The sequence below is a fragment of the Erwinia sp. CGal63 genome (assembly GCF_037026505.1).
GTDB lineage: Bacteria > Pseudomonadota > Gammaproteobacteria > Enterobacterales > Enterobacteriaceae > Erwinia.
The window spans coordinates 304,588-321,404 of record NZ_JAKUMN010000001.1 but is presented as its reverse complement, the minus strand read 5'-3'; the positions used below and the strand labels follow the sequence as shown (position 1 = coordinate 321,404).

The 16,817-nt window shown below is 47.7% G+C and carries 14 protein-coding genes; 3 read left to right on the top strand and 11 right to left on the bottom strand.

Translation table 11 applies throughout. The annotated features are described in order from the left end of the window. Window positions 1-53 precede the first annotated feature (53 nt). The gene (locus MKZ79_RS01290; RefSeq protein ID WP_336139449.1) at window positions 54-533 is read left to right on the top strand and encodes a YbaK/prolyl-tRNA synthetase associated domain-containing protein; all 480 of its coding nucleotides are present in this window, start codon (window positions 54-56) and stop codon (window positions 531-533) included. A gap of 82 nt (window positions 534-615) precedes the next feature. Here the strand turns inward: MKZ79_RS01290 and gndA are convergent, their stop codons facing one another. From gndA to rfbC, 8 genes are all read right to left on the bottom strand, one after another. Further along, window positions 616-2,022 carry an NADP-dependent phosphogluconate dehydrogenase gene (gene gndA / locus MKZ79_RS01285; protein WP_336139447.1) on the bottom strand — a complete coding sequence of 469 codons (1,407 nt, stop codon included), beginning with the start codon at window positions 2,020-2,022 and terminating at the stop codon, window positions 616-618. A gap of 269 nt (window positions 2,023-2,291) precedes the next feature. Beyond that, window positions 2,292-4,814, bottom strand: coding sequence for a glycosyltransferase (locus tag MKZ79_RS01280; RefSeq protein ID WP_336139445.1), 2,523 nt, complete (start codon window positions 4,812-4,814; stop codon window positions 2,292-2,294). Then, a complete protein-coding gene (locus tag MKZ79_RS01275; RefSeq protein WP_336139442.1) occupies window positions 4,804-5,946 on the bottom strand; it encodes a GT99 family glycosyltransferase N-terminal domain-containing protein in 1,143 nt (380 codons plus the stop codon). The genes MKZ79_RS01280 and MKZ79_RS01275 overlap by 11 nt, the downstream gene beginning before the upstream one ends. Next, window positions 5,943-7,280 carry an ABC transporter ATP-binding protein gene (locus MKZ79_RS01270; protein WP_336139440.1) on the bottom strand — a complete coding sequence of 446 codons (1,338 nt, stop codon included), beginning with the start codon at window positions 7,278-7,280 and terminating at the stop codon, window positions 5,943-5,945. The genes MKZ79_RS01275 and MKZ79_RS01270 overlap by 4 nt, the downstream gene beginning before the upstream one ends. Further along, complete coding sequence (locus tag MKZ79_RS01265; RefSeq protein ID WP_336139438.1) at window positions 7,270-8,103, bottom strand: ABC transporter permease; 834 nt, start codon at window positions 8,101-8,103, stop codon at window positions 7,270-7,272. Before MKZ79_RS01265 ends, MKZ79_RS01270 begins: the two co-directional genes overlap by 11 nt. Before the next feature lie 67 nt (window positions 8,104-8,170). Further along, window positions 8,171-9,004, bottom strand: coding sequence for a glycosyltransferase family 2 protein (locus MKZ79_RS01260; RefSeq protein WP_336139436.1), 834 nt, complete (start codon window positions 9,002-9,004; stop codon window positions 8,171-8,173). 79 nt (window positions 9,005-9,083) lie between these two features. Beyond that, complete coding sequence (gene rfbD, locus MKZ79_RS01255) at window positions 9,084-9,962, bottom strand: dTDP-4-dehydrorhamnose reductase (RefSeq protein WP_336139434.1); 879 nt, start codon at window positions 9,960-9,962, stop codon at window positions 9,084-9,086. Further along, the gene (rfbC, locus tag MKZ79_RS01250; protein ID WP_336139432.1) at window positions 9,959-10,495 is read right to left on the bottom strand and encodes a dTDP-4-dehydrorhamnose 3,5-epimerase; all 537 of its coding nucleotides are present in this window, start codon (window positions 10,493-10,495) and stop codon (window positions 9,959-9,961) included. The genes rfbD and rfbC overlap by 4 nt, the downstream gene beginning before the upstream one ends. 479 nt (window positions 10,496-10,974) lie before the next feature. Here rfbC and rfbB point away from each other — a divergent pair, with 479 nt between their 5' ends. Both rfbB and rfbA read left to right on the top strand, forming a co-directional pair. Continuing rightward, window positions 10,975-12,039, top strand: a complete 1,065-nt coding sequence (gene rfbB / locus MKZ79_RS01245) for a dTDP-glucose 4,6-dehydratase (protein WP_336139430.1) — start codon at window positions 10,975-10,977, stop codon at window positions 12,037-12,039. Between the two features lie 10 nt (window positions 12,040-12,049). Further along, entirely contained in the window at window positions 12,050-12,922 is an 873-nt protein-coding gene (gene rfbA, locus MKZ79_RS01240; protein WP_336139428.1) for a glucose-1-phosphate thymidylyltransferase RfbA, read from the top strand. A 65-nt stretch (window positions 12,923-12,987) separates the two neighbouring features. On the opposite strand, the gene galE is transcribed toward rfbA, so the two are convergent. From galE to MKZ79_RS01225, 3 genes are all read right to left on the bottom strand, one after another. After that, window positions 12,988-14,001, bottom strand: coding sequence for a UDP-glucose 4-epimerase GalE (gene galE, locus MKZ79_RS01235; protein WP_336139426.1), 1,014 nt, complete (start codon window positions 13,999-14,001; stop codon window positions 12,988-12,990). A gap of 48 nt (window positions 14,002-14,049) precedes the next feature. Beyond that, on the bottom strand, window positions 14,050-14,946 hold the full coding sequence (gene galF, locus MKZ79_RS01230; protein WP_336139422.1) for a UTP--glucose-1-phosphate uridylyltransferase GalF: 897 nt from the start codon (window positions 14,944-14,946) through the stop codon (window positions 14,050-14,052). A gap of 467 nt (window positions 14,947-15,413) precedes the next feature. Next, window positions 15,414-16,643, bottom strand: a complete 1,230-nt coding sequence (locus MKZ79_RS01225) for a glycosyltransferase (RefSeq protein WP_336139420.1) — start codon at window positions 16,641-16,643, stop codon at window positions 15,414-15,416. Window positions 16,644-16,817 lie beyond the last annotated feature (174 nt).

The window sequence follows — 16,817 nt, the reverse complement described above, 5'->3', positions numbered from 1 at the left end:
AAGATCTTAGCCAAACAGGCCGGGAAACCGGCCTTTTTCATTAGGGAAAATCGATGAGCACTTTTGACAAGCTAATGACGCTGCTGGAGAGCAGGCAGGCGCGCTATCAGGTGATGGAGCACCAGGCTACCGGGAAATGCGAGGAAGTGGCGGCGATCCGCGGCACCGCCGTCGGCCAGGGCGCGAAAGCGCTGGTGTGCCACGTCAAGGGCAACGGCCTGAAGCAGTACGTGCTGGCGGTGTTGCCGGCCGACCAGCAGGCGGATTTAAGCAAGGTCGCCAAAGCCGTCGGCGGCCTGCGCGCCTCGCTGGCCAGTCCGGCCGAAGTCGACCGGCTGACCGGCTGCGTATTCGGCGCTATTCCGCCCTTCAGCTTTCACGACGAGCTGAAAGTGGTGGTCGATCCCACGCTGTGCGAGCGCAACCGCGAAATCGCCTTCAATGCTGGCCTGCTGGAGAAGTCGATAGTGCTCAACGCAGAGGATTATTTGCGTATCGCCCAGACAGAGTCGGCTGATATTTTGAAAGCGTAAAAGTTTTTGCAGACGAAAAAAAACCCCAGCGCAACGCGTGGGGTTTTTTATTAGCGGGGCTTAAAACCCCGGAGATGGCGAATTAATCCAGCCACTCGGTGTGGAACACGCCTTCTTTATCGGTACGCTTGTAGGTATGCGCGCCGAAGTAGTCACGCTGAGCCTGAATCAGGTTCGCTGGCAGTACCGCTGAACGGTAGCTGTCGTAGTAAGCGATAGCGGCAGAGAAGGTTGGCGTTGGGATACCGTTCTGTACGGCATAGGCCACAACGTCGCGCAGCGCCTGCTGGTATTCGTCAGCAATGTTTTTGAAGTATGGCGCCAGCAGCAGGTTAGCGATGTCGGCATTGTCCGCGTAGGCATCGGTGATTTTCTGCAGGAACTGCGCGCGGATGATACAACCAGCACGGAAGATCTTCGCGATTTCGCCGTAGTTAAGATCCCAGTTGTTCTCGGTGGAAGCGGCTTTCAGCTGAGAGAAGCCCTGCGCATAGGAAACGATTTTGCCCAGGTAAAGCGCGCGACGCACTTTCTCAACGAATTCCGCTTTATCACCGGAAACGGTCTGCACGGTCGGGCCGCTCAGTACTTTGGAAGCCGCTACGCGCTGAGTTTTCAGGGAAGAGAGGTAGCGCGCGAAAACGGATTCAGTGATCAGCGACAGCGGCTCGCCCAGGTCCAGAGAGCTCTGGCTGGTCCATTTACCGGTACCTTTGTTCGCCGCTTCATCCAGGATCACGTCAACCAGGTAGTTACCTTCATCATCTTTTTTGGTGAAGATATCTTTGGTGATGTCGATCAGGTAGCTGCTCAGCTCGCCTTCGTTCCATTCGCTGAAGGTCTTAGCCAGATCTTCGTTGCTCAGGTTCAGGGCATTTTTCAGCAGAGAGTAAGCCTCTGCGATCAGCTGCATATCGCCATACTCAATGCCGTTATGCACCATCTTCACATAGTGACCCGCGCCGTCCGGACCGATATAGGCAACGCAAGCTTCGCCTTCAGCGCGCGCGGCAATCTTGTCCAGAATTGGCGCAACCAGCTCGTAAGCTTCTTTCTGGCCGCCAGGCATGATGGATGGGCCTTTCAGGGCGCCCTCTTCGCCGCCGGAAACGCCGGTGCCGATAAAGTTGAAGCCCTGCTCAGACAGTTCGCGGTTACGACGAATGGTGTCTTTATAGAAGGTGTTGCCGCCGTCGATCAGGATATCGCCCTTATCAAGGTGCGGCGTCAGGGAAGCGATGGTTTTATCGGTCGCTTCGCCTGCCTGCACCATCAGCAGAATACGGCGAGGTTTCTCCAGAGACTCTACAAACTCTTCGATGGTGTAGTAAGGCGCCAGCTTTTTGCCTTCGTTCTCGGCGATGACTTCATCAGTCTTTTCGCGAGAGCGGTTAAAGATGGATACGGTATAGCCGCGGCTTTCAATGTTGAGAGCCAGGTTGCGGCCCATCACCGCCATACCTACAACGCCGATCTGTTGCTTGGACATTACATACTCCTGTCATGTAAAAACAATGGCTTGCATCGCCTTCGTTTTAGTGCTTGAACTGTCTCACTACCTTAGAGATTATCTATTCTATTGTACATAGCAAAATTAGCATTCAAAGCTATCGCAGCTATTACTGTTTTCAGATTAATGCTTAAGTAATAAGCAGATATAGCGTAGGCAGAGTGAATAGAAAACAACCAATAGTGCGCATATAATGGAATTACTTACACTCTGAAATACTAAACCCTCACAAAGTGAGGGCTTGAATATTATTTGACAATCTCGTGAATAGCACGATTTGATAATCTACGTTTAACGTAGCGCTGCAGACGATACGGGATAAGCCGCGTAACAACTTTAACGCCGGGAAGCTGAATAATCTTCCATAGTTTCGCCAGGTAAACCTCTTTTCGGGAAAGCTGACCACTAATCACCCGGCTAATCTCAATTTGATTAATCAACGTCTTATAGTCAACAATGCCAAGTTTATTCTCTCGTTGCCACCCCGTGCCAGGATAATCCGACAAGTAGAAATTCGTATTTAGCTCTATACCTTTATTCTCTAAAATATTGGGTTCATTTTCGCCACTATTAAGAAGAGCGGGATCCGCAGCTAACGCCAGGAAAAAGTCTTTCAACGCCGGAACAGACATATCCCATTTAATAACCCTGCTATAAGAGCGTTTCGCCACTCGCTCAGGGAAGGCGCCAATATTAGGTACAATTACCGGTAAACCGTTTTCCAACGCAATGCTCAGCGTATAGCTGTAAGTTTCAGGCCACTGCGCAGGATACCAAACGACATCCGGATTTGCTTGCGCAATTATTTCAGGAATATCTTTATCCGAATAGCCACCCAACGTATTAATGGCGCTATGCAGCGGTCGGAAAGCGTAGCCCATCAGGGTAAACTTAATCGGATGTCCGCTCAGGGCGACAGCGACTTCTTCCAGCAGAACGGCCCCTTTTTCTTTACTGATCGCGCCAATAATCAATACATGCAGTTCGCGGGCAGGTTGAGGTATCTTAACCGTTACATCAAACTGTTTGACGTGGTGATCGATATGCCATGCGCTAACCGTATTGCACTTCTGCAGGTCGTAAATATTAGCGTAACGCGCCTGTGTATCAACGGAAGGAAATATTACACGCTGTGCACTCTGTAGCCATGCAGCCACATTTTTTCGGTAATCTTCTAATGGCATATACATCGGCACGGGATAGTGTTTGATGCACAGTTGATCCATAGTAGCCAGATCGTCGCCACAAAAGCGGCCGTTGCGGTCAGTCAATGTAGGGTTGCCATTGATCAGAAAATAGTCATGAACGGTTATATCATAACCACATTTCAGCTTTTCATGCAGTGTAAGGATTTCTTTGCTAAATCCCATAATATGGTGATAGTGAATGTTTCCTACACCTATAAATGTCAGCAAATCAATTAATTTATCCGTGCCCTGTTCAAGATCAAAGATAAACCTGTCCTTATTGGCTGCCCCTTCTGCGGTTAATGCCAAAGCATAGGTATTCTCATTATCTCCTGGCGAAAGAAGTAAAAAGTGAATATTTTTCTTGTAGTACGCGATAAGCTCGTTTAAATGGGTGACCACACCGCCCCCCATTTTATGACTAACCAATAATACTTTAGGAACAGAACTTGATGCAATAATTCGCGCCATTATCTGTTGGCGCGCCTTTTTGGCCGGGTCAGCAGCAATAAAAGCCATAACATCAGCAGTATAATTAGGATGCAACTCCGCCAGCAATTCCATCGCCCTGATTTTACGAGGACTCTGTTCGCCAGCGAAACTTACTCCACCTTTATGGTAAGCAAATACATTAAGTTGATGATAGTTTTTCCATCCCAGTTTATCCGCTCGCTGGCACCAGTCGTTCTCTTCACCATAGCCGCGGCCAAAGGTTTCGACGTCAAAATAACCTACCTGATTTAAACAGTCGCGGCGAATATACATACAAAAACCGATGCCGGTAGGTATTTCCACCAGGTTATCCTGAGTACCGTAACTTGCAAAATGATCGTCCAGCGCTTTGACATCCAGCCCAAGCAGCAGTTCATTATCTTCACAAAAATTAGGGAAGCTACAAATAGTCGCGTTATTTGAGAAAGGCGTAATACTGCCCACGCGTTCTTTACTGTAAGCAGCGTCTCTAATCCTTTCCAGCCAATCGTTGGCAACCTCAACATCGCTATTGAGTAACAACACATCATTACGTAGATGAAGCTGCATACCGCGATTGACCGTCGCTACAAAACCCAGATTCGTTTCGTTTTCCAGCAAGATAAATTCGTTCTTGCTGCTACGCTGGCGTAGCCATTCGGTCAGCTCGGGTTCCGGAGAACAATCATTGATAACAACCAGTTGCGCCCAATCCGGAATTGAAGCCAATGTGGACTCAATACATTCCTGTGTCTCTTCCAGGCCTGCATAAACGGGAACGATAACGTCGACTTTTTTAGATAAATCGCTTTCTCTGTGTATCATCGCCTGTCTGTGACTGACGTGGAGCTCATCTAACTGAAGCCTTAATGCTGCCACTTGCTCTTTCAACATTCTGTTTTCTGTTGCTATAACAGAATATTCATCAGCAGAAGAAAGACGTCCTGCTTCAGTCTCATCATGATCGGCTTCGTTTTCAGCGCAAGATGCTTTCAGCGAAGCGATGCTGTTTTCCAATACAGCGATACTGGCAGTTAGTTCCTTTATTTTCCGGTCCTTGATGCTATTTTCGATATCGGAAGCCAGCGACACTCCCTTTTCGTTATCGTTCATTTGTATTTCCTGCACTTTCATAAAATTGAAGATGTTTTTTTACAATTTCCTGTTCGGAAGGACTGGTGAGCCTGAAGCGAATATAGTCTAAATCAAATATCAGAGGATAAGGCACTAAATAAGCGAAAAGGTAGAACGCAAGACGGTTAACACGCTCCTTTTCGTCTTCTGTCTTCAGAACAAACCTGAAAGAAGAGTCCCCAAAAGCAACAACCGGCACTCCCATCAAAAGCGCTTCAAGTCCTACGCTGGAATTTATAGTTATAATTTTTTCGCATCGAGCAATAAAATCAATACTGGTTGGTGAATGATCAACGTCAAAAAGGCTCTCATTAATCCTGAATGCGCTGCCAGGATGACTGCGTACGATGAAGTTACGGCTACAATTCAATAGCGCATAGTCAAGCAATACCTGGTTATTAAAACCATTAGCGTAAGCGATAAGATTAGAATCATTTTCAACCTGCAATACTATGCCTGACTCATACTCTTTTGTCAGCATTGGCGGTGGCGATGCAGCAAAGAAACCCCGCAAATCTTTAAGAGTCAGGTCAAATCGGCATTCTTCCGCCACGGCAGCATAGCGTGCCGCGGCTTCGGTATTACCATTCACACCGCTAAAATCAAGATAGCCAGTTGACTGATATTCAGGATGTCTAAGCGGCCCCAACTCCATGTTCATGACAGGTATGTTTAACCTCGCGCAGGCTGCGGATAAAGATGGACAATTACACCAGTTTAGTACAACTTCCACTTCTCCGATTGACAAAATGGAATTATAAAAATCTTCTTCCAGTGAAGTGTCAACGTAAGAAAGATAATCATAGAAAGCCTGCGTCGGATTACCATTATGTTCAGCAAGCTTGCGAACAAAAAAATTACTGGAGAAAGAGGTAAAATTCATCGCCTCCAGCTCTGTTAACGTGGGCAAACGATACCCCTGGCGTTTCTGAGAATCGTCCAGCAGTTCCCAACGCTCGTGCTTACGCCAGGTTTCCAGATCATTCCTGTAGGATTCATCTGTCAAAAAATGAATTCGATCGCCGTAAGTGGTTAGCAGCTTATAAAAAATCCATAAATATGGAGCAGTATGTCCTCTGAAAGGAAAAGAAGGGAAATAAGCGACAATCATTTGTCAACCCCCTCCTTAAAAACTACTTTTACAGGTGCGTATACTACCCCCCCCTGCTCGCGTGGTGCCCAATATTTTATTTTATGCATCGGACGACGTTGATCCAGCTCTTCTCTCTGCCCATTATCTAACGAAGCCAAACCACAGTGAATTAAATAATCGCCCGCATTAAGTGGAAGAGAAACCTTATAGTCCATATAATATTTGCCCGGCTTTAGATGGAAAGGTTGTCCTGCAGCGATATTATTATCCCCCCATACGTCTCCGCCCTGCGAACGGGAAAGCGAGATGCCAAGCACGGCCTCTTTAATTTCTTCTGCCACAAGTAGAGTAAAACTAAAAGTTAGCGCCTCGCCCGCCTTTACCATCGGTTTCTCTTCTAAAGGTGTACCATCGGATTTAATCACCAACATTTTATCAATAATAGCTCGAGCGCTACCGAAGCGTTTCTCATCCACTTCGCGATGAATGCCTGCAAGTTGAATGCGCTGTAATTCTGCCACACTAAATGTTGTGGCAGCATAGCTTTCATTGCGTGGCTCTACGGTTTCAGTCACCTCGGCCTGGGATAGAATCATTCCTTTTTCATATGCAAGTACGGCAGCCAGCACATCCGTAGTGTCAGCAATTAACTCGCCATTTTTCATTACGATACAGCGATCGGCATATTCCAGAATACTGCCGGTAGAATGGGTTACCATAAGTATGGTTGTCCCTTTCTTCTTCAGGGCTTCCATTCGTTTAAAGCACTTATACTGAAAACCAATGTCACCTACGGCCAATGCTTCATCGACAATTAAAATTTCTGGATCAACACATGCCTGTACAGCAAAAGCGAGTCGTACGTACATGCCGCTGGAATAGGTTTTAACTGGCTGATCGATGAAATTGCCAATGTCGGCAAAGCTTAAAATTTCATCAAGTTTAGCATCAGTTTCGCTTCTGCTCATGCCAAGTACGCTGGCATTGAGATAGACGTTTTCACGCCCCGTAAATTCGGGATTAAAACCTGCACCCAGTTCCAATAATGCAGCTACGCGACCATTAATTTCTACACTACCAGCCGTAGGAGAAAGTGTGCCACAAATCATCTGTAGCAGAGTCGATTTTCCAGCACCATTGCGCCCGATAATACCTACAGTTTCACCACGATTGATGGTAAAAGAGACGTTTTTTAATGCCCAGAACTCTTTAAAATAGCTTTGTGTACTTTTACCTGCTATGCGCCGCAGCCGTGGTAAAATAAACTGCTTGAGTCTATCTCTGGGACGATCATAGATGTGGTAGCATTTACTCAGTCCTTCAATACGGACAGCAAAATTATTAGAGGACATCAGCAAATCCCTTTCTGGTTTTCTGAAAAAAAGCAAAGCCGAGCCAGGCAATAACAGAAGCACAACCGGTATAGATTAGTAAGCCTTTCCAGTTTGGTACGTGCCCCCAGATCAGTACCTCACGGGCCTGTTCAATAATAAAAGTTAGTGGGTTAAGCATAATCCATATGCGAAATTTCTCAGGTATTGCTGTAACAGGAAAAAATACCGGCGAGAGAAACATCATAATGGTAGTAATGATCATGGTTGTTTGCCCCACGTCTCGAATATATACCCCCAATGATGAAAGAATCCAGGAAAGCCCAAGACAAAATACAATTAAAGGTAGAAAAACAGCCGGCAAAAAAATGCTTGTCCAATGCAAATAGCCATTAAAGGTCACAAATGCAAGCATAAGAACAATCAGGCTAATTACGCTATGAAAAATAGCGGAAAGTAAGCTAATGACTGAAAGTGTTTCAAGAGGATAAACTACTTTTTTAACGTAATTAATGTTACCCAGAATGATTGTTGGCGCTTTATTTACTACTTCTGCAAAAAGACCATGCACAATCATGCCGACGAAAAGTATCAGCGCAAATTGTGTCTTACTTTCATCGCCGCCGACTGACCATCGCGCTTTAAATGCTACGGAAAAAACAAAGGTGTAAACCGCAAGCATAAATAGTGGATTCAGGAAAGACCAAGCCAGTCCCATGCTTGAGCCTTTATAACGGCCAATTACTTCTCGCTTGGTCATTTGGAAAATCAACTGCTTATGCCGTAAAATAGAACCCAGCATCGCTCTGATTGAAATTCTTTGTTTTAAATGAGGGTTACTCATTTCCCGTCCCTCTTAAATTTAATAATTAAAAACTTCTTGAACATAGAATTACTACCTCAAACAGTATTCAGGTATCAGCACGTGTTGGCACCGATTTCAAACACTCTTTATTTTTCGATCGCCGCTGAGGATCGAAAAACCACCCCCATTTGTTGAAATATTTTATCGATGATAATATATGTTGCAACAGCAGACTCTTGTTTTTATAAGAACCTTTCTTAAAAATATGCGTAATAGTGACATCGGAGTAATAAATAATATCTGTATATTTCAGAGCTCGACGGCAGAGATCTATATCTTCCATATACATAAAATATCGGTCATCAAAGCCACCAAGTTTGGCAAGCAGACTCGATTCCAAAAACATAAAGCAGCCCGAGACAGACGGTACGGTAAACACTTTCGAAAAATCTGCATTACGCAATTCATATTTCTTATCTAGATCTTTAGCCAATGCAGGAATAAATCGTCGAGCGAATAGATTTACTGGCGTAGGTAAAAGTCTACAACTAAATTGCTTTGAACCATCCGAGTAAACAATTGAAGGTGAAATAAACTTATATTTATTTTTTTGTGCCGCGCGATAAAGAGTTGAAACAGAACCTTCCTGAAAACGGATATCCGGATTGCAGATTAGAAAAAACTCTGAGCACTTATGATATCTTTTTATTGCAATGTTATGGCCTGCGCCAAATCCGCGATTTTTGTCCGCCTGAATATAATCGATACGTGAATTATTCAGCTTGGCGGCCCAGCCAGCGCCGCCATTATCTACCAGCACGATTTTCTCGATTGATTCTTCGCCCAACAGCGAGTTCAGAGTAGGCTCAATGTCAGCCCTACTATGATGATACAGGACAATTGATGCGACGATTTGCATATAAGGGTTTTCATCCATCATTAAACTTACCTGAAAATAACACCACTCCCGGATGCATGTACGTTGTCCTGGTTAGCATTTCGAATGAACGCCGGGTTTTTCAGGGTAGACTGCTCTTCAACTTTTGCAATACTAAATCAACGCTTGGCAGCCAACTAACAGGCTTAATGCCTGCTGCAACAATCTTTTTTGTAGACATAACCGAATATTTAGGCCTTTTCGCCGGCGTAGGATATTGTGTAGTAGGAATAGGTTTGAGTTCAGGCATCTTTGCCAACAATCCATGCGTACAGGCTTTTTGCAAAATAGTTTCTGCAAAACCAAACCAGCTTATTTCACCTAAACCGCTATAATGATAAACGCCTGTGGGACGCTCATCGGCACATATTATCTGCATCACAGCGTTGGCAATATCACCGGCATAAGTAGGGCAGCCGCGTTGGTCGTCAATGATGCTTAGTTCGGGCCGCTCTTTGCCTAATCTCAGCATTGTCTTCACAAAGTTATTGCCATACTCGCTAAACACCCATGAAGTTCTGAGCACAATAGTTTGATCGCATACCTGCGCTGCTTTCTCGCCAGCCAATTTGGTTGAACCATATACACTTTGCGGATCGCATGGATGATCTTCAACCCACGGTTTATCTGCCTCGCCATTAAATACGTAATCGGTAGAAATATGTACAAAAAAGGCATGATGTCGCTGAGCGGCAAGAGATAAGTTTTCTACTGCCTGTACATTAACGCTCCATGCTCCCTCAGGATCGGACTCAGCGCGATCGACGGCGGTATATGCCGCAGCATTAAAAATGACATTCGGCTGGAACTGCGCAACCACACGATCTACAGCTGCCGCATCCGTAATATCTAACTGCGAGCGATCGGTAGCCAATAGCGTCATTTGTGGATATTTTTTGCTGACCAGATCCTGAAAACAGGAACCGACCTGGCCTGAAGCGCCGGTTAACAATACTTTCATTTGAACAGTTCTCTGAACAATTTACCCTGCGCATCTTTGCCAGAGAGCAGCGGCTCTGCAATGGGCCACTCAATGTCGATCTCAGGATCGTTCCAGAGCAGGCAACCTTCATTTTGTGGATCATAGTAATCCGTGCACTTGTATTCAAAATCGGCAAATTCTGAAACCACTACGAAACCATGCGCCAGTCCAGGCGGAACCCAGAACTGATTTTTATTTTCTTCTGAGAGATAAACGCCTGCCCATTGGCCAAACGTAGGTGAGTCCGGACGAATGTCTACTGCAACATCGAAAACCTCGCCTCGCACGACGCGTACCAACTTTCCCTGCGGTCTTGCAGTTTGAAAATGTAGCCCTCGCAGAACACCTCGCGCTGAACGAGAGTGATTATCCTGTACAAAGTCTAAATCAATGCCCAATAGCGTCTGATAACGCTCTTTCTGAAAAGTTTCGAGAAAAAATCCTCGATCGTCACCAAAAATTTGTGGCTCAATAAGTTTTACACCTTGTACACGCGTTTCTGTTACTTTCATCTGCACACCGCTCATTTTTGTTAAAACACGCTTCTGGGCTGCCGGCTCGTTTTTACAAATTGGTTAACTAAGTCAAAGCATCCAGTTTCAAAATCGGATCTTAGCATTAACTCGATCGGTGCTGAACCCTGAGCCGGCAATTCTTTTTTCTATTTTTCAGCGGTAGTCATAACATAATTGCGCAAAAAACCTATATAACATATTGACTTAAGCAATTTTTTACCCATAAGAAAGCTAGATGGATTAGGGCTTACAGTCTATGGCCGTTCGGCCCAATTTCTTTACGCATGTCAAGGTTATTAATAAAAGTAATATCCGAAAAAACTGTTACTAACTGCGTGTTTTTTGTTCACCTACTGTTGAGGCGCCAGTGGTTACAGGTATAATTTACGACTTAACCTGTATGCAGGTTATCCCTCTGATCCTGCGGCTTAATATGCTGGATAACTTTGTGATAGCAAATGAGTGAGCAATAATTCATGAAAATTTTTGTAACAGGCGGTGCAGGTTTCATCGGGTCAGCCGTTGTCAGGCATCTTATCAACGATATAAACGCGACCGTGCTGGTAGTAGATAGCCTGACCTACGCCGGCAATCTGGAATCATTAGCTGCCGTGTCACAAAACCCTCGCTATCAATTTCTGCAGGCCGATATTTGTGATGCGGCCGCTATGAATAAAGCCTTCGCCGAATTTAAGCCAGATGCGGTAATGCATCTGGCGGCAGAAAGCCATGTCGATCGCTCTATCGATGGGCCGGCAGCCTTTATCGAGACTAATATTGTGGGTACCTATACGCTGCTGGAAGCGGCTCGCGCCTACTGGTCTACGCTTACGGATGAGAAAAAAAATGCCTTTCGTTTCCACCATATTTCTACCGATGAGGTTTATGGTGATCTGCACGGTACAGACGATCTCTTTGTTGAAACTACGCCTTACGCGCCCAGCAGCCCTTACTCTGCTTCCAAAGCTTCCAGCGATCACCTGGTTCGTGCCTGGCATCGCACCTACGGTTTACCCGTGATTGTCACTAACTGCTCCAACAACTATGGCCCCTATCATTTTCCGGAAAAGCTGATTCCGCTGGTCATCCTTAATGCGCTGGCGGGTAAACCGTTACCGGTTTACGGCGAAGGCCTGCAAATTCGCGACTGGCTTTATGTTGAAGACCATGCGCGAGCGCTTTACAAAGTGGTTGCCGAAGGCGAAGTAGGAGAAACCTACAATATTGGTGGCCACAATGAGCGTAAAAATATCGACGTGGTAAAAGCTATCTGCGCTATTCTGGATGAGCTGATTATTGACAAGCCAAACGGCATTGCTCATTTCGAAGAGTTAATCACCCACGTTACCGATCGCCCGGGTCACGATATGCGTTACGCTATTGATGCCGGAAAAATCGCGCGCGAGCTGGGCTGGAAACCTCAGGAAACTTTCGAAACCGGCATTCGTAAAACCGTCGAGTGGTATCTGAACAACCGTGAATGGTGGCAGCGCGTACAGAGCGGCGCCTATGCTGGTGAACGTCTGGGCTTAAATAAATAAAAGGTATTTTATGAAAGGTATAGTTTTAGCCGGAGGTTCGGGTACGCGTCTCTATCCTATCACTCGTGGTATCTCGAAACAGCTACTGCCAATTTATGATAAGCCGATGATTTATTATCCGCTTTCAGTATTAATGCTGGCGGGAATCAGAGAAATTCTGATTATTACCACACCCGATGATCTGCCTTCTTTTCAGCGGTTACTGGGTGATGGCAGTCAGTTTGGTATTCAGTTGCAGTACGCGATACAGCCCTCTCCGGATGGATTGGCTCAGGCCTTTATTATTGGTGAAAAGTTTATTGCTGGCGAGTCCTGTGCACTGGTACTAGGCGACAACATCTTCTTCGGTCAGAGCTTTGGTAAGAAGTTGGAAGCCGCTGCGCAACAAAAGAGCGGCGCTACCGTATTTGGCTATCAAGTCATGGATCCTGAACGCTTTGGCGTAGTGGAGTTTGATGAAAATATGCGGGCGCTCTCTATCGAAGAAAAGCCGCTAAAGCCTAAATCGCACTGGGCCGTAACTGGCTTATATTTTTATGACAATAATGTCGTAGAGATGGCTAAACAGGTGAAACCTTCCCATCGCGGAGAGCTGGAAATTACCACGCTGAACGAGATGTATATGGAGAATGGCCAGCTGAATGTGGAATTATTAGGGCGCGGTTTTGCCTGGCTGGATACGGGCACTCATGACAGCCTCATTGAAGCATCACAATTTATCCATACGATTGAAAAACGTCAGGGCATGAAGGTTGCCTGTCTTGAAGAGATCGCCTGGCGTAAGGGCTGGTTAAGCTACGATGAAGTGGCCGTACAGGCAAAACTATTGTCTAAAACTTCTTATGGTCAGTACCTGCAGAATCTGATCGACGAGAAGATTTAAAAAAGCGCAGCGAAAGCTGCGCTTCTTAATAAGCCTCTCTCGGGTAGAATACCCGCTGTGCTTTTTTACTTATACCCGTTAGGGTTATTGCTTTGCCAGTTCCAGGTATCGCGCATCATTTCGTCAATGCCGCGAGATACGCGCCAGTTTAGCTCTTTGTCGGCCAGCGAGGCATCCGCCCAGAACGCCGCCAGGTCACCGTCACGACGTGGAGAGATCTGATAAGGCACCGGACGACCCGAGGCTTTCTCAAACGCCTTCACCATCTCCAGCACCGAGTAGCCTTCGCCCGCACCCAGGTTATAGGCTTTGTAGCCGCTGATGGCCGGCAGATGATCCAGCGCTTTCAGGTGGCCTTCCGCCAGATCCATCACGTGGATATAGTCGCGCACGCCGGTGCCGTCTTTGGTCGGGTAGTCATCGCCAAAGATGCCCAGCTTCTCCAGACGACCGATGGCAACCTGCGCGATATAAGGCAGCAGGTTGTTCGGGATGCCGTTTGGATCTTCGCCAATCTGACCGGACTCGTGAGCGCCAACCGGGTTGAAGTAGCGCAGCGCGATTGCCTTCAGCTCCGGGTTGGCCTTAGCGTAGTCGCGCAGGATCAGCTCAACCATCAGCTTGGAGGTGCCATAAGGGCTGGTGGTACCGCCGATCGGCGTGGTTTCAACGTAAGGAACCGGCGCGTCGGCGCCGTAAACGGTGGCGGACGAGCTGAAAATAAATTGATTAACGCCAGCGGCGCGCATCTCTTCCAGCAGCACCAGCGTGCCGGTCACGTTATTCTGATAGTACTCCAGCGGCATACGGGTCGATTCGCCCACCGCTTTCAGGCCGGCGAAATGGATAACAGCGGTAATATTGTGCTGAGCGAAGAGATCGCGCAGGCAAGCGCGATCCAGGATATCGCCTTCGCAGAACGTCGCTTTTTTCCCGGTCAGTTTTTCTACCCGGCTAATGGACTCCCGTGAAGCATTACTCAGGTTATCCAGAACAACAACGTCGTCACCGCGCTCTAAAAGCGTCAGCACCGTATGGGAACCGATGTAGCCCGCTCCGCCCGTTACCAAAATAGCCATGTTAACTCCTTTGACGGCCGCGCAGACGCGACCTTCGGTGAATGGAAATTATTTAGCCAGGATCTTTTTGATCTCTTCGCGGAACTCACGGCCCTGCGCGTTGTTACGCAGACCCCAGGAGACGAAGGCTTTCATATAACCCATTTTACGACCGCAGTCATAGCTGGTGCCGGTCAGCTGCTGTGCGTCGACGCGCTGCTTTTTCGCCAGGCTGGCGATAGCGTCGGTCAGCTGATAGCGGCCCCAGGCGCCCGGCTCCAGGTTTTCCAGTTCGGCCCAGATATCGGCAGAGAGCACGTAGCGGCCTACCGCAGCCAGATCGGACTGCAGCGTCTGCGGCTGGTCCGGCTTCTCGACGAATTCAACGATCTGACTGGTCTGGCCCGGGTTATCCAGCGTTTCTTTGGTTTTGATAACGGAGTATTCAGAGAGGTCGGCTTCCGGCATATGGTGCGCCAGTACCTGGCTGTGGCCGGTTTCTTCAAAGCGCGCGACCATCGCGGCCAGGTTGTAACGCAGCGGATCGGCGGTGGAGTCATCCAGCAGCACGTCCGGCAGCACTACCACGAAAGCTTCATCGTGCAGCATTGGACGCGCGCACAGAATAGAGTTGGCCAGGCCCAGCGGCTGCGGCTGACGCACGTTCATAATGGTCACGCCCGGCGGACAGATGGACTGCACTTCGCTCAGCAGCGAACGCTTAACGCGCGCTTCCAGCAGAGCTTCCAGCTCGTAGGAGGTATCGAAATGGTTTTCAACCGCATTCTTGGATGCATGAGTGACCAGAACAATTTCCTTGATGCCAGCCGCTACGCACTCGTCGATGATGTACTGGATCATCGGTTTGTCGACAACGGGCAGCATCTCTTTAGGAATGGCTTTTGTAGCAGGGAGCATGTGCATACCCAGACCCGCAACGGGGATAACTGCTTTAAGCTTGGTCATATTTTTTCCATATAAATGAAGTAAAAAAACGTTCAGCAATTATGCATTAAAGCGATATTCGGCAAGTATAATCTTTATCTGAAAATTTAGCTGTGGCTGGCCCGCAAAATGGCGCTATTTTTTAACGTCGCGACCGGCTTGTGACTCTTGCGCTGTCGGCTAAAATAAATAACGCCTGTCGCAGAGCGGTTTAACATCGCAGGCTCAGGTAACGAATTACCAAACCATCATGCAGGTAAAATTGCCTAACTTCAGCAAATCTGCGCATTTAAATAAAAAAAGGCCATCGCCGTAGCAATCGCCTTTATCCATTTTTAACCTGATATCGATATTAAGTTTTAGCCCACGTAGCAAGGCCAAAAACAAATAGAGTTTCACGCAATTTTACGACCACATTTAACTCTACGGCAGGGTTAAAAACCCGTCCTGATTAATAATGCGCCCTTTACCGGCGCATTTATCTCTTTTCAGCGCGCCGCTAACCGCTCCAGCGTCTCCGCCAGCTGCTGATAGGCGATATGCTGGTTGAATTCCGTTTCCACCTTCGCGCGTGCAGCGGCGACAACGGGCGCGACGTCCACATCGCCCTGAGCGAGTTTGAAAAGGATTTCGCTCAGCGCTTTAGCATCCCCTTCCGGCGCCAGCCAGCCGGAAACATTGTTTTCAATCAGCTCCGGAATGCCGCTGTGATCGCTGGAGACAACCGGCAGTCCGACCGCCATCGCCTCCATCAGCGCAACGGGAATACCTTCCATATCGCCGTCGGCGGCGGTCAGCGAAGGCAGCAGGAAGATATCGGCGTCGTCCAGATAACGCTTGATCTCTTCCTGTGGCTTAAAGCCGACCATCTGTACGCAATCTTCCAGCCGCGCCTGGCGGATGGTTTCACGCATCTGCTCTTCCATATCGCCATTGCCGATAATGGTGTACTGGAAGTTAGCGCCCTTCTCTTTAAGGTATTTGCAGGCTTCCACCGCCACGCCCAGTCCTTTCTTCTCGGTCAGGCGCGCGACGGTCAAAATACGCAGCGGCTGATGCAGCGCATCCCGCACCTTCATATTGAATTTCTCAGGCTCGATGCCCATCCGTGTCACCTGGATTTTTTCCGGCGGACAGCCCATTGAGATCAGCTTTCTTTCCCAAAGATGGCTGATAGGCAACAGCAGCTCGGTTTCACGGAAAAGATTTGGATAGTCTTTTCGATGCTCCTTCAGGATAAAGCGGCGAGAAATATCGGCACCGTGAAAGACAGTAGCCTGCTTGCCGCGCAGAACTTTCAGTTCGCGCAGCTTGTTCGCCAGTGCGCCAGCGTAGCCGAAATGCACCAGAAACACGTCTGACACGATTGGCTTTTTGGCCAGGGCAACGATAGCTGGCAGCAGCAGCTTCATGGACTGATCGCCATAGCGGCCAACGTTCATCGCTTTCATTACGCCAGGCTTAAAGAGGTTTGGCAGTATGATTTTCAGGCGCTGCTGCAGCTTTTCCTTATAGCTCTTTTTCTCTTCCGGCAGCAGATAGTGAATGCGATCCGCCAGATTGTAGCGATCGAAAGCCGCGTGCCGGTTTACATGATCGCCCGGAAACACCGAGATGATCTCCACGTCATAACCACTGTCGATAAAGTGGGTCACCTGGTTCAGGACAAAGGTCTCTGACGCTACCGGAAAACGCATGGTGAAAAATGTTAGTTTCATCGATTTACCCTAAAATCCTGACGACGTCTTCGGTAATAAGTCCCGACCGGCCGTTGCTGCACTGCAGCGCGGCTGGCCGGAGCGAAAGGCATAAAGCTCGCAGCGTCGTATCCACCCAGAGGCGGCTTAAGCAAAACGGGCGCGGGTGTCGCGGCCAGGCCCGATTGTCATTTA